The following is a 13,259-nucleotide window of genomic DNA, read 5'->3' as shown; positions in this document are numbered from 1 at the left end:
ATAACCCGTGCTTCGGAGCAGTTTTGAGAAAATGGCAGACGGTAGTAGATTCTTCCCGGCCCCGCGCCTGATCCTCGCCGCCTTGGTGGCGGGCGCGCTGGCGGGCGCGGTCGCGGTATATGTCAGCGAGAGCCGGTCTGGCAACAATGCACCGGCACAAGCTGCCGTGGGTGAGAGCAAGGACGACGTGGCCTGCGCGGCCAAGAGCGACCGCGCCAAGAAGGTCGCGGCTTCGGCCACCGGTGAGGTCGCGGCACTTTTGCCGGCCGATCCGCCACAATCCCTGAAGAGCCTTGCCTTCAACGGTCCGGACGGCAAGCCGATGACGATTGCCGATCATGCCGGCAAGACGGTGCTGCTCAATCTGTGGGCGACATGGTGCGCGCCGTGCCGTGCCGAAATGCCGGCGCTCGATGCGCTGCAGAAGGAAAAGGGCAGCGACGCCTTTCAAGTGATCGCCGTCAATGTCGATGCCGGCGACGATGTGAAGCCGAAGAAGTTCCTCAGCGATACCGGCGTCGCGACGCTTGGCTATTACCGGGATTCGACGATGGCGCTGTTCAACGACCTCAAGAAGCGCGGCCTGGCGCTAGGCCTTCCTGTCACCATGCTGGTCGACGGCGAGGGCTGCCTGATCGCCCATATGAACGGCCCGGCCGAATGGTCGGGGCCGGACGCCAGGCGGCTGGTCGAGACGGTACTCAAGCCCGAGAGCCTCTAGTCTAGCGTGTGGCTAGCGCAGGTGCCGGTGCGAAGGCCAGAACGCTTCTGTCGCGCAAGGTAGCGGGTTTGCTGCCGACAGCGGGTGCGACGACACCGGTCAGCTCGCCGAATTCTTCGATGAGAGCTGGCCTGCCGATATAATAGCCCTGGCCGATCTCGCAGGCTTCGGCGTCCAGGAATTTCAGTTCGCCGAGCGTCTCGACCCCCTCCGCCAGAACCGGCAGGCCGAGACCACGTCCAAGTCCCAGGACGGCGCGCACGATCGCCGCGACCTGGCCGTTCTTGTCGACCGACTTGATGAAGGAGCCATCGATCTTGATCTTGTCGAAGGGGAAGGCGCGGAGGTTGGAGAGCGAGGAATAGCCGGTTCCAAAATCGTCCATGGCCACGCGCACGCCCAGCGCCTTGACCTGCCGCAAGGTGGCCAGCGCCCGCGGCATGTCCTTGACAAGCGCCGTCTCGGTGATCTCAAGCTCGAGCCTGCCGGGCGCCAGGCCGGAATTCAGCAATGTTTCGTGGACCTTGCGGCTGAAATTCGTGTTGTGGAGCTGCACCGCCGAAACGTTGACGGCCACTGTCAGCGGATTTTCCCAGCGGGCGGCTTCCTCGCAGGCAGCCGTCAGCACCCATTCGCCAATCTGGCCAATGGCGCCGCTGTCTTCGGCCACCGGGATGAATATGGCCGGCGACACGTCGCCGCGCGTCGGATGCCGCCAGCGGACCAACGCTTCGAAGCCGACCATCTTTCCGCTGCTGATCTCTTTCTGCGGCTGGTAGACGAGATAGAACTCCTGGCGTGCGACCGCCTGGCGCAGTTCGTGCTCCATGACGCGCTTGTCGCGGGCCTCGGCCCCCATCGATGCTTCGAAATAACGGTAAGTGTCCTTGCCTTCGGTCTTGGCCCGGTAGAGTGCCGTATCGGCGTGGCTTATCAGGCTGGCCTGGTTTTCGGCATCCGACGGATACAGCGCAATGCCGATGCTTGCCGACACAAGGCCGCCGCCGACCGAGAGCCGGTTTTCCTCGCGCATGGCGGTCAGCACGGCGTTGGCGATACGGCCCGCCTCCAACGGGTCGGCCAGGTTCGGCGCGATGATGGCGAACTCATCGCCGCCCAGCCGCGCCACCATCTGCCCTGGACGAAGGATACCGGTCGCGCACTGCGCAACCTTCTGCAGCATGGCGTCGCCTGCGCCGTGCCCATACAGGTCGTTGACCTCCTTGAACCGGTCGAGATCAAGCAGCAGAAGCGCAAGCTGGCCGCCTTTCCTGGTCCGGACCATCGCAGCGATTTCCGTCTCCAGCCGGCCGGAAAAGCTGCGGCGATTGGCCAGTCCGGTCAATGGATCGAAATGGGCAAGCCGCAGGATCTCCTGTTCCGCCTTCTTGCGCTCGCGAATATCGCGGACCGCGACCACGTTGTGCGGTTTGCCACAGTAGTCGATGCTCCTGGCGATCAGCTCGACAGGAATGCTCGTGCCATCGCGACCGCTCAATTCGGCCTCCTGCGGCTGTTCGCCGAAGCCCGACATATCGGATCCGAAGAGATCGCCAAGCTGCATTCCGTTCAGGGTCGCTGTTGCTATGCCCGTCAGTGCCGCAATGCTGTCATTGGCACTGATGATGCGGTTGCCGTCGCAGACGATCAGCCCCTCCACGGCGGCATTGGCCAGGCCGTGCATGCGGTCGACCTCGAGCTTCTGGCGACGGAAGCGCAAATCGATCCACAGCGCCGATGCCGACAGAACCAGGATCACCAGTGTGGCGGCGGCGGCCGCGAAAGCCTGCGAGGTCGGCTCGATCGTGTATTCGGATATGACGATCGAGGGATCGGGGAAGATCGAGACGGCACCCATACCGATGAAATGCAGGGTGCAGATCGCCAGCGTCAGCAGCACCGCGCCGCCGGATGTCGCCTTCAAGGAGGGGCGGCGCTGCACGACACGCAGCGCCAGCGCCGCGAGCGTTACGCCGGCCAGCAGGGAAACGGCGACAAGCAAGAGGTTCCACTCGATACGGCCCTGAACCTCGAACGCCGCCATGCCGATGTAGTGCATGGCTGCGATACCGCCGCCCAGCACGGCGCCGCCGACGAGATGATAGTCGAACTCATCCCGCAAGGTGGCGATCCACATGCCGGCTGCCGTCAAAGTGACCGAAGCAGCGAGCGAAAGCACGGAGAGTGCCGGATCATAAGCACTGGGTATGCCCGGTGTGAATGCGAGCATGGCGATGAAGTGCGTTGCCCAGATGCCAAAGCCGGTCGAAGTGGCCGCGATCATCAGCCAGGCAAGCCGGTTCCGATCTGTGGAACGGCTTATGTGCTGAAGCAGGTTGACAGCAGAGAAGCAGGAAATTCCGCAGATCAGCGCGGCGAGTGCGACCAGTCTCAGATCATGTTCGTTGACGATACAATTGTAGACCGTCAGCATTTATTTCACCTGATCTTTGGAAATAAACAGGGCAGCAGGATTGAGTAGCGCGTTGCCGTTGAGGGATCGATAAAGTCGGCTGCAACCTTGGCGTGTCTCTTCGGGTTGCTGCGGCTGCAATCAGGGCTGACGCGCCGAAAGCCAGCTTGACAGTCCCGACGGTGCTTCCTGGCGCGCTTGTCGTCGCGCTAAGCCGGCTAACCGTATCGCTCTCCATGCCTCCAAGCGGAGGCGAGCGTTGCGTCAGGTAAAGGGTGAAGTTCGTCGATCTGCAACAAAACCGTTGTCTGATTGTCATGAGCGACACATATTGCCTTCGCGGGAGTGCCCCCTTTCGCCAATGACAAACGGGAGATGAAACATGAAGTCCTTCGGCTTCGCGGCCGGTGTTGCCGCTACCTTTATGACGCTTTCCTCAACCTCCGCTTTTGCCGTCACGCAGATCAGTTGGTGGCACGCCATGACTGGCGCCAATGCCGAAGTCGTCGACAAGATCTCCAAAGATTTCAATGCCAGCCAGAGCGACTATGAGCTCGTTCCGGTGTTCAAAGGCACGTATCCCGAGACGCTGAATGCCGGCATTGCCGCCTACCGCGCGGGCCAGGCGCCAGACATCATCCAGGTGTTCGACGTCGGCACCGGCGTGATGATGGCGGCCGAAGGTGCCATCAAGCCCGCAGCCGATGTGTTGACCAGCGCTGGAATGACCTTCGACAAGAGCCAGTATCTGCCAGGCATAGTCGGCTATTATTCGAAGCCGGACGGCACCATGCTCTCCTTCCCCTACAACTCCTCCTCGCCGATCCTTTATTACAACAAGGATATCTTCAAGAAGGCTGGTCTCGACGTCGATAGCTCACCCAAGACCTGGAATGAAGTGTGGGAAGACGCCAAGAAGATCAAGGCGAGCGGCGCGGCCGCCTGCGGCTACACCTCGACCTGGCTGACCTGGATACATCTGGAGAATTTCGCGGCCTGGAATGACGTGTCATGGGCCACCCAGCAGAACGGTCTGGCCGGCGGCGATGTCGAGCTCAAGATCAACGCGCCGATTTTCGTCAACCATTTCCAGGCGCTGGCGGACCTCGCCAAGGACGGCACCTTCAAATATGGCGGCCGCACCTCCGAAGCCAAGCAGATCTTCCTTGCGGGCGAATGCGGGATCATGACCGAATCGTCCGGCGGACTTGGCGATATCGTCAAGTCCGGCATGAATTACGGCATTGGCCAATTGCCGTATGACAGCGACGCCAAGGGTGCGCCGCAGAACACGACGCCGGGTGGCGCCAGCCTGTGGGTTTTCGCGGACAAATCCGATGAGGAATACAAGGGCGTCGCGGCCTTCTTCGCCTACCTGTCGAAGACCGAGGTGCAAGAATACCTGCACCAGAAGTCGGGTTATCTGCCGGTAACGCTGGCGGCTTATGAAGCGACCAAGAAGTCCGGTTTCTATGACAAGAATGTCGGCCGCGAGACCCCGATCCTGCAGATGACGGGTAAGACGCCGACCGACAATTCCAAGGGCGTACGTCTGCCGAATCTGCCGCAGGTGCGCGATATCCAGAACGAGGAGTTCGAGAAGATGCTCGCCGGCCAGCAGACCGCGCAGCAGGCGCTCGACAATGCGGTTACGCGTGGCAATGCCGCGATCAAGGAAGCGCTGGGGAATTAGAGCGAGCGCAGGTCCTTGCTCTACGGCGCACCCACCTGTCCCGCCGGGCATCTCCCCTCGTGAGGGGAGTTTTGCCGTCCTTTGCGATTTCGCCAATGGTCGATGATGCCCAGTCCGAAACGCTCATCAAAGCCATCTTGGCGGAGAGGGGTGCCGCATGGTGCCCCCCGCCTCATCACCTCGGAGTGGCTCCGTGACCCCTCGCGTCGTGTTCCCCAACAAGGTCCTTCCCTACCTGCTTGTGGCGCCGCAACTGGCCATCACGCTCGTTTTTTTCTACTGGCCGGCCGGTCAGGCGTTCTACCAATCCATGCTCAGGCAGGATCCGTTCGGGCTGAGGACCAAGTTCGTCTGGTTCGCCAATTTCAGGAAAGTGCTTGCCGATCCGGCCTACCTGAACTCGATCAAGGTCACGGTGGTGTTTTCCCTTGCGACCGCTATCGTCGCCATGTGCGTGGCGCTCCTGCTGGCGGTCATGGCAGAGAAGGTGGTGCGCGGCAAAGGTCTCTACCGCACGCTCTTGATCTGGCCCTACGCGGTGGCGCCGGCGATTGCCGGTATGCTGTGGCTGTTCCTCTTCAACCCTTCGATCGGGTCGCTGGCCTACATGCTGAGGAGTTTCGGCATCGCCTGGGATCCACTGCTCAATGGCACCCACGCCATGATCCTGCTGGTGTCCGCCGCTGCCTGGAAGCAGATCAGCTACAATTTCCTGTTCTTCGTCGCCGGCCTGCAGGCGGTGCCGAAAGCCTTGATCGAGGCCGCGGCCATGGACGGCGCCGGCGAGACCAAGCGATTCTGGACCATCGTCTTCCCGCTGCTTGCGCCGACGACCTTCTTCCTGCTGGTCGTTAACACCGTCTATGCCCTGTTCGACACGTTCGGCATCGTCCATGCCGTCACCGGGGGCGGTCCGGGCAAGACGACTGAGACGCTGGTCTACAAGGTCTACAATGACGGCTTCGTCAATCTGATCCTCGGTGACTCGGCGGCGCAGTCGGTCATCCTGATGATCATCGTCATCTCGCTCACCGCCATCCAGTTCCGCTATGTGGAACGCAAAGTCCATTACGGCTGAGGGCGAGCGATGATCGGCCAGTCACCGCTCCGCACCGTCATCGCCCACGCCATGCTGATCCTCGGCATATTGATCGTCGCCTTCCCGATCTACTACACGTTCGTTGCCTCGACGCAGACGCTGCAAACGATCCTCAGGCCGCCATTGCCGCTCCTGCCCGGCGATCAGTTCTGGAACAATTACAGCGAGGCATTGTTCGGCGGTGTCGGCCGCATCGGCGGCGTCAGCGTCGGCAGGCTGCTGCTCAACACGACGATCATGGCGCTCGGCATCGCGGTGGGAAAGATATTCATCTCGATCCTGTCTGCCTATGCGATCGTGTTCTTCCGCTTTCCGCTGCGCATGACCTTCTTCTGGCTGATCTTCATCACCCTGATGCTCCCCGTCGAGGTGCGCATCCTGCCAACCTACAAGGTGATGGTCGATCTCGGCATGATCGACACTTATGCGGGCCTGATCATCCCGCTGATCGCCTCGGCCACCGCCACGCTGCTGTTCCGCCAGTTCTTCATGACGATTCCTGGCGAATTGGTTGAGGCGGCGCGGGTCGACGGTGCGGGGCCGTGGCGCTTCTTCTTCGACATCCTGTTGCCGCTGTCGCGGACAAATATCGCGGCGCTGTTCGTCATCCTCTTCATTTATGGCTGGACACAGTATCTGTGGCCGTTGCTCGTCACCAACAGCAGCAACATGAACACGATCGTCATCGCGCTCAGAAAGATGGTCTCCTTCGCCGATGCCGATACGCAATGGCACCTGGTCATGGTTACAGCGATGCTGGCCATCGTGCCGCCGATCCTGGTCGTGGTGCTGATGCAACGCTGGTTCGTTCGCGGCCTGGTCGATTCCGAAAAGTGAGAAGCTGATGGCGACCGTCGATCTGAAGGATGTGAAGAAGGTCTACCCCAGCGGTTTCGAGGCCGTGAAGGGCGTTTCAATCGCAGTTCCCGACAAGGAGCTTTGCGTGCTGGTCGGCCCGTCGGGTTGCGGCAAGTCCACGCTGCTCAGAATGATCGCCGGGCTTGAAACCATCTCCTCGGGAACAGTTGCGATCGACGGCAAGATCGTAAACTCAACCGGTCCGACCGAGCGTGACATCGCCATGGTGTTCCAGAACTACGCGCTCTATCCGCATATGAAAGTCTACGACAACATGGCCTATGGGCTGCGCAACCGCGGCACGCCGAAAGATGAGATCGACAGCCGGGTCCGCGCGACGGCGAAAATACTGGAACTTTCGGCGCTGCTCGACCGCCGCCCGCGCGAGCTTTCCGGCGGCCAGCGCCAGCGTGTCGCCATGGGTCGTGCCATTGTGCGCAATCCGAGGGTTTTCCTTTTCGACGAACCGCTCTCCAATCTCGATGCCAAATTGCGTGGCCAGATGCGCGTCGAGATAAAGAACCTGCAGCGCTCGCTTGGCGTCACGTCGGTCTATGTCACACATGACCAGCTCGAGGCGATGACGTTGGCCGACATCCTCGTCGTCATGAATGCCGGACTGGTCGAGCAAATGGGGGCGCCGCTCGACGTCTACGAAAGGCCGGCCTCGACCTTCGTCGCTTCCTTCATTGGCGCGCCGCCGATGAATCTCCTGCCCCTTTCGCAAGGCCCGGCTGGTCCGGCGCTGGCTGATGGCAAGACGATTGAATTTGCGCCTGCGAACGCCGTCACGCTCGGCTTCCGCCCCGAGGATGCCGACGTCACCTTCGGGGCCGAGGCACCGTCCGGCGCGCTCATTCTGCCGGCGCTGGTCGAGGCAGTCGAACCGGTAGGCGCCGAAAGTTTCCTTCACTGTGCTGCAGGTGGCAGCAGGATCGTCGTGCGGGTCGCGGGTCGCGCCACCGCCACGGTTGGCAACCAATTGCGCGTGGTTGCCAAGGCAGAAAAGCTGCACTGGTTCGATCAGGCCGGAAAGCGCGTCGGCTAATCAGAAAGATAGGCCTACGCTCCACCCACGCGGCGTTCAGGCGAAGACATGCGCCTTTCCCGATACAGTCAGCCGGACGATCTCGCCGACCGCCGGCGCGTCCATGCCCGGTTTGCGCAGGACCAGCGGCGTGTTGCCGATCGCTGCCGCATCGGGCGGATCGGCATTGTTCAAGAGCCGCACCGCGACCGTGCACATCGAGCCGGCGAATTCGGATTCCGTCACCTCGCCGAACAGCATGTCCGAGGTGCCGGACATACCCTCGCGCGACGTTCTCTTCAGCGCGATCTGCTCCGGGCGAAGCATGATGCGGGCGATATCGCGGCTGTCATGGGTGTCGACCGCGATGCGGCCGAGCGGCGAGTTGGCGAAGCCATTTGATATCTTGGCCGGCAGGATGATGGCGTCGCCGAGGAATTCGGCGATCATCCTGTCCTTCGGCTTGAGATAGAGCTCGCGCGGCGTGCCGATTTGCGAGAACTTGCCGTCGCGCATCACCGCGACCTGGCTGGCGAAGGACAGCGCTTCGGCCTGGTCGTGCGTCACCAGGATGGTGGTGATGCCGGCGGCCTCCAGAAGTTCGGCCACCGCCTTGCGCATCGAGGCGCGCAGGCCGGTATCGAGCGCCGAGAACGGCTCGTCGAGAAGCATCAGCCTGGGCTTCATCGCCATGGCCCGGGCCAGCGCCACACGCTGCTGCTGGCCGCCGGAAAGCTCGTGCGGGCGGCGTTTGAGGATCGCCTTGTCGAGCCCGACGATATAGGCGAGCTCGACGATGCGCTCAGCGCGCTTGTCCTCGCCGCGGCCCATGCCGAAACCGATATTGTCGCCAATGGTCAGATGCGGAAACAGGGCACCATCCTGCGCCACCACACCGATGCCTCGGCGATATGCCGGCACCGCAGCGCCGCCGTTGGCCAATATGGCACCGTCGAGCGTGATGTGGCCCTGGTCCGGAGCCTCGAAGCCGGCAATCAGCCGCAGCAGGGTCGTCTTTCCGCAACCGGAAGGACCGACGATCGCCGTGCGGCTGCCGCTGGCGACGCTGAGGTCGACGCCGGCAAGGGCCGCCACCGGGCCGTATTGCTTGTGCAGGCCGCTGATTTCGAGAAAGCTCATCGTCCGGCCATCCGTTTCGACTGGACATAGAGCAGCCAGGTCAAGGGCAGCGACATCGCCACCATGATGAAGGCGTAGGGTGCCGCCGAGGCATAATCAATCTCGCCACTGTAGGACCAGAAAGCCATCGCCAGCGTGCGGGTGCCGTTGGGCGCCAGCATCTGGGTGGCGGTCAGTTCGTTCATGATGCCGAGCGCCACCAGGGCCATGCCGGCCGCGGCGCCCGGCGCCGACAGGCGGATCGTCGTCGACCACAGCGCCTGCAGCGGCGGCCGGCCGAGGCTGGAAGCGGCGCGTTCGAGCTCGACCGGCGCCTGCGCGATAGACGCCCGCAGGCTGACCAGCGCGCGCGGCAGGAACATCAGCGCATAGGCAACCAGGATGGTGAACAAGGTCTGGTAGAGCGGCAGCGCGATGCGTACGGTGATGGTGACCAGCGCCAGTGCGATGACGACCCCGGGCAGCGAGCCGACGATGTAGTTGCAGCCCTCCAGAAGACGCTGCAATGGCCCCGGCGCGCGGATCGAGATCCAGGCCATCGGCATGGCGGCGACGGTGGCGAGCAACGCGCCGGCGAGCGCCAGGAACAGCGTCTGGCCAAGCGCCAGGCCGATCTCGTCCAAGCGCCAGACAGCGGAGCCGCCGGCGGCAAGCCAGCCGCCAATGGTGACGAACGGCACGCCGAGCGCCAAAAGCGTGATGACGACAAGCAGGAGCAGGCTAGGCAGGGTGGCGCGTCCGAGGCTTGTGCGTTGCTGATGGCGCGCCGCGCCGGAGCCGACACGGGCATAGCGCTCCTCGCCGCGCACCAGCACTTCGAGGCCGAGCAGCACGAAGCAGCAGCTGACCAGCACGCCGGCCAGCATGTTGGCGGCCGGTCCATTGAAGGTCGACTGGAACTGGTCGACGATCGCCGTGGTGAAGGTGTCGAAGCGGATGAAGACATAGAGGCCGTACTCGGCCAGCAGATGCAGGCCGACCAGCAGCGAGCCGCCGCAGATGGCGAGCCGCAATTGCGGCAGCACGACCCGCCAGAACACGCGCCGGGGCCCAAGGCCGAGTGCGGCGGCGGCGTCTTCCAGGGCGGGATCGAGACGGCGCAACGCCGCCGACACCGGCAGATACAGGAACGGGAAATAGGCGATCACGGAAACCAGCACGCCGGCCCACAGGCCGTGCAGTCCCGGCACCATGGTGACCCAGGCATAGCTGTGCACAAAAGCCGGGATGGCGAGCGGCGCCACGCACAGCCAGGCCCAGAGCCGGGCGCCCGGCAGGTCGCTGCGCTCGGTCAACCAGGCCAGCGAAACCGACAGCACGATGGTGATCGGCACCGAGAGCGCGACCAGCAGGACAGTGTTGACCAGAAGCTCGCCGACACGCGGCCGGAAGACCAGTGCCGAGACTGTCTCCCAGCCGGTCTGCACCGCGATCCAGATGATGAAGGCAAGCGGCACCAGCGCCAGCAGCGCAACGAAGATGGCGGCGAGGACCAGCCAAAGCGGTGCGCGTCGCCGAGCCCTTCGGCCTGTGCCCGAAGGCAGGCCCGAATGCGCGAGATCGACCGCGGACTGCATCAGGTCAGACGCCGTGCCGTTGCCGTCCAGCGGCAGCAATTGAAAGACCGCGATCGCGGTCGGGAACACAGCGTGTCGTCATCGACGAATGCCATCTCGAAAAACAAAATCACTCCCGCGGAAGGCGAATTCCCGCGGGAGCGTGGTCGGGTGTCCTTTTAGGACGAATGGCAACTAAAGCAAGCCGGCTGCCGTCATCAGATCGGTGACCTTCTTGGAGTTCAGCGTCGTGGCATCGACCTTCGGCGCCTGCAGATCGGCGAGCGGCACCAGCTTCGGGTTGGAGTCCGCACCCTTGCCGACCGCGTACTCGAAGGAATCGCCGGTTTTCAGCACGTCCTGACCGCCTTTGCCTGTCAGCCATTTCAGGAACGCCTGGGCTTCCTTCGGATGCTTGCTCGAAGCCAGCACACCGCCGCCGGAGATCGAGACGAAGGCGCCCGGATCCTGGTTCTTGAAATAGTGCAGCGCGACATTCTTGCTGTTTTCGCCGGTCTTGGCCTGATCGCCGAAATAGTAATAGTGGTAGATCACGCCGCCTTCGATCTCGCCGGCATTAACCGCCTTCATCACCGTGCTGTTGCCCTTGTAGGCCGTGAAATTGGTTTTCATCGCCTTCAGCCAGTCGGCGGTAGCGGCTTCACCTTTGAGCTGGAGCAGGGCGCTGACGATGGCCTGGAAATCGGCGCCCGAGGGGGAGGCGGCCCAACGGCCTTTCCAGCTCGGATCGGCGAGGTCTAGCATCGACTTGGGCAACTGGTCGGCAGTCAGCTTGGTCTTGTTATAGGCAAAGACCGTGCTGCGCGCGGCAACGCCGACCCATTTGCCGCTGGCCGGCTGATAGTCCTGGGGAACCTGCGCCAGCGTGTCCGCGTCGACCGGCGCGAACAGGCCGGCGCTTTCGACCAGCGCCATGGCCGGTGAGTTTTCGGTCAGGAAGACGTCTGCGGGCGAAGCAGCGCCCTCGGCGACGATCTGGTTGGAGAAATCGCTGTCGCCGCCATTGCGCACGGTGACCTTGATGCCTGTTTCCTTGGTGAAGCCTTCGGCCCACGCCTTGGTCAGGCTTTCGTGCTGGGCGTTGTAGACAATGATGCCATCCTCTTCCGCCTTTGCCGGACCGGCGATGAGGCTGATTGCCAGCGCGGCGGCGCCGGCGAGGGTGGAAAGAGCGTATTTCATGGCATTGTCCTCGATTTCGGGGGTCCTAGGTCTGTCACGGCTGCACCTATCGATACATGACAGCTATAGTCAACATTGTTGATGTGCTTCAATCGGTCGCTGACGTGCAAAGGTCGGTGCCGAACGGACAATTCCGCGTGATGCTCACGGTTCGGCGGTGCCGCAAACTTTCGTGACTTGCCGACAGTTTGGCTTGGACATTATTTCGCCGGCCACGTAACAAATCAGCGCCGAGACGCGAAAATCGGGGAGTGAACTCTTGTGAGCGGCAAGGACGAGGCCGAACTTTCCCGGCTGATGCGGGCCGCGATCGCGGGAGATGAAAGGGCTTACGCCGACTTTCTGCACCGGATTGCCGCGCTGGTTCGCGGTTTTGCCAGGCGCAAGATCGTGCAGGGCGGGGTCGATCCCGAGGATGTCGTGCAGGAAACCTTGCTGGCCATTCATGTGAAACGGCATACCTGGCGTCAGGATGCGCCGGTGTTGCCGTGGGTCTATGCGATTGCCCGCTTCAAGCTGATCGATGCGTTCAGGCGGCGCGGACGGCGCATCGAGATCGACGTCGACGATATCGCCGAGACGTTCGCCGAGCCGGAAACCGAGACCGTCAGCGAGCGCGACATCAACCGTGCATTGGACGGTCTGTCGCCGGCTCAGCGCTCCGTGGTCTCGGCCGTGTCGGTGGAAGGGCGGTCCATCGGCGAGACAGCGGCAAAGTTCGGCATCAGCGAGACGGCGGTGCGGGTGTCGCTGCATCGCGGACTTGCCGCGATAGCCAAGCGATTCGGGCAGGGGCGGTTCGGGCGGGAATGACATGAGAACGGGCGATCTCATCAAGGCGCTGGACGCCGATGCAACCAGCAAGGCGATGCCGCTGCAATCGGCCTGGTGGCTGGCCGCCGGTGCGGCAGCGGTGATCGCGGCCGTCGTTTTCCTGCTGACCATCGGCCCACGTCCGGATTTCATGGCGGCCGCGCACACGATGCGCTTCCTTTCCAAATTTGTTTTCACCATCGTGCTTGCCGTCAGCGCCTTCGCCCTGATCCGTGCCTTGTCGACGCCGGGTGCATCAACGGGCCGGGCAATGGTTGGGATGGCTGCGGCGCCAGTGCTGGTAGCCGTGGCGGTGGTTCTGGAGCTTTTCATGGTGCCGGAGGCGCTGTGGGGAACCAAAATGGTCGGCTCCAACATGATGATCTGCATGGCTTTCATCCCGCTGATCGGCCTCGGTCCGCTTGCCATCTTCCTGTGGATGCTGCGCTACGGGGCGCCGACACGGCCGGTGCTTGCCGGTGCGGTGGCAGGCCTGCTCGCCGGCGGGCTGGCGGCAACCTTCTATGCCGCCCACTGCTTCGACGATTCGCCGCTTTTCGTCGCCACCTGGTACACGATAGCCATTGCAGCGCTCGCATTGCTTGGCGCGCTCGGCGGACGGTTTTTCGTGCGCTGGTAGCGTTGCGCCACGCTAGCCCGCTCGCGCATACCGATCCTTAATCATGCCGGCAATTGTTTGCCGGTTAGCGATGGCACCGGAATGCCTGACGCAACC

Annotated in this window: 11 protein-coding genes; 7 read left to right on the top strand and 4 right to left on the bottom strand. The window is 62.8% G+C overall.

Features of this window, described 5'->3' with window-relative positions:
* Positions 1–31: 31 nt before the first annotated feature.
* On the top strand, positions 32–721 hold the full coding sequence (tlpA, locus tag A4R29_RS25700; protein WP_063173150.1) for a thiol:disulfide interchange protein TlpA: 690 nt from the start codon (positions 32–34) through the stop codon (positions 719–721).
* A 1-nt stretch (position 722) separates the two neighbouring features.
* On the opposite strand, the gene A4R29_RS25695 is transcribed toward tlpA, so the two are convergent.
* Positions 723–3,155: a sensor domain-containing diguanylate cyclase gene (locus A4R29_RS25695; protein WP_063173149.1), complete on the bottom strand. Its 2,433-nt coding sequence runs from the start codon at positions 3,153–3,155 to the stop codon at positions 723–725.
* 361 nt (positions 3,156–3,516) lie between these two features.
* Between A4R29_RS25695 and ugpB the strand changes: the two genes are divergently transcribed.
* The 4 genes from ugpB to A4R29_RS25675 all read left to right on the top strand — a co-directional run bounded on the left by ugpB (position 3,517) and on the right by A4R29_RS25675 (position 7,832).
* Entirely contained in the window at positions 3,517–4,827 is a 1,311-nt protein-coding gene (gene ugpB, locus A4R29_RS25690; protein WP_063173148.1) for a sn-glycerol-3-phosphate ABC transporter substrate-binding protein UgpB, read from the top strand.
* A gap of 157 nt (positions 4,828–4,984) precedes the next feature.
* On the top strand, positions 4,985–5,905 hold the full coding sequence (ugpA, locus tag A4R29_RS25685) for a sn-glycerol-3-phosphate ABC transporter permease UgpA (RefSeq protein ID WP_050580468.1): 921 nt from the start codon (positions 4,985–4,987) through the stop codon (positions 5,903–5,905).
* Positions 5,906–5,914: 9 nt separating this feature from the next.
* Entirely contained in the window at positions 5,915–6,763 is an 849-nt protein-coding gene (ugpE, locus tag A4R29_RS25680; protein ID WP_013529415.1) for a sn-glycerol-3-phosphate ABC transporter permease UgpE, read from the top strand.
* A 7-nt stretch (positions 6,764–6,770) separates the two neighbouring features.
* Positions 6,771–7,832, top strand: coding sequence for a sn-glycerol-3-phosphate import ATP-binding protein UgpC (locus A4R29_RS25675; RefSeq protein WP_013529416.1), 1,062 nt, complete (start codon positions 6,771–6,773; stop codon positions 7,830–7,832).
* Between the two features lie 36 nt (positions 7,833–7,868).
* Here A4R29_RS25675 and A4R29_RS25670 read toward each other — a convergent pair whose 3' ends face one another.
* From A4R29_RS25670 to A4R29_RS25660, 3 genes are all read right to left on the bottom strand, one after another.
* Positions 7,869–8,951 carry an ABC transporter ATP-binding protein gene (locus A4R29_RS25670; RefSeq protein WP_013529417.1) on the bottom strand — a complete coding sequence of 361 codons (1,083 nt, stop codon included), beginning with the start codon at positions 8,949–8,951 and terminating at the stop codon, positions 7,869–7,871.
* The gene (locus tag A4R29_RS25665) at positions 8,948–10,528 is read right to left on the bottom strand and encodes an ABC transporter permease (protein WP_024503777.1); all 1,581 of its coding nucleotides are present in this window, start codon (positions 10,526–10,528) and stop codon (positions 8,948–8,950) included. Before A4R29_RS25665 ends, A4R29_RS25670 begins: the two co-directional genes overlap by 4 nt.
* A 174-nt stretch (positions 10,529–10,702) precedes the next feature.
* A complete protein-coding gene (locus A4R29_RS25660) occupies positions 10,703–11,710 on the bottom strand; it encodes an iron ABC transporter substrate-binding protein (RefSeq protein WP_013529419.1) in 1,008 nt (335 codons plus the stop codon).
* Positions 11,711–11,971: 261 nt separating this feature from the next.
* On the opposite strand from A4R29_RS25660, the gene A4R29_RS25655 reads away from it, so the two are divergent.
* A complete protein-coding gene (locus A4R29_RS25655; RefSeq protein WP_013529420.1) occupies positions 11,972–12,523 on the top strand; it encodes a sigma-70 family RNA polymerase sigma factor in 552 nt (183 codons plus the stop codon).
* Between the two features lies 1 nt (position 12,524).
* Positions 12,525–13,163, top strand: a complete 639-nt coding sequence (locus tag A4R29_RS25650; protein ID WP_027162893.1) for an NrsF family protein — start codon at positions 12,525–12,527, stop codon at positions 13,161–13,163.
* Positions 13,164–13,259 lie beyond the last annotated feature (96 nt).

It is taken from the genome of Mesorhizobium ciceri biovar biserrulae, from assembly GCF_001618845.1.
GTDB lineage: Bacteria > Pseudomonadota > Alphaproteobacteria > Rhizobiales > Rhizobiaceae > Mesorhizobium > Mesorhizobium ciceri.
Note: the sequence above shows the minus strand (reverse complement) of the source record. Positions and strands in the feature narration are given on the sequence as shown.

Excerpts from the sequence above, each read along its gene's own strand:
- tlpA (WP_063173150.1), top strand. The coding sequence starts at position 32 with ATGGCAGACGGTAGTAGATTCTTCCCGGCCCCGCGCCTGATCCTCGCC.
- A4R29_RS25695 (WP_063173149.1), bottom strand. The coding sequence starts at position 3,155 with ATGCTGACGGTCTACAATTGTATCGTCAACGAACATGATCTGAGACTG.
- ugpB (WP_063173148.1), top strand. The coding sequence starts at position 3,517 with ATGAAGTCCTTCGGCTTCGCGGCCGGTGTTGCCGCTACCTTTATGACG.
- ugpA (WP_050580468.1), top strand. The coding sequence starts at position 4,985 with ATGGTGCCCCCCGCCTCATCACCTCGGAGTGGCTCCGTGACCCCTCGC.
- ugpE (WP_013529415.1), top strand. The coding sequence starts at position 5,915 with ATGATCGGCCAGTCACCGCTCCGCACCGTCATCGCCCACGCCATGCTG.
- A4R29_RS25675 (WP_013529416.1), top strand. The coding sequence starts at position 6,771 with ATGGCGACCGTCGATCTGAAGGATGTGAAGAAGGTCTACCCCAGCGGT.
- A4R29_RS25670 (WP_013529417.1), bottom strand. The coding sequence starts at position 8,951 with ATGAGCTTTCTCGAAATCAGCGGCCTGCACAAGCAATACGGCCCGGTG.
- A4R29_RS25665 (WP_024503777.1), bottom strand. The coding sequence starts at position 10,528 with ATGCAGTCCGCGGTCGATCTCGCGCATTCGGGCCTGCCTTCGGGCACA.
- A4R29_RS25660 (WP_013529419.1), bottom strand. The coding sequence starts at position 11,710 with ATGAAATACGCTCTTTCCACCCTCGCCGGCGCCGCCGCGCTGGCAATC.
- A4R29_RS25650 (WP_027162893.1), top strand. The coding sequence starts at position 12,525 with ATGAGAACGGGCGATCTCATCAAGGCGCTGGACGCCGATGCAACCAGC.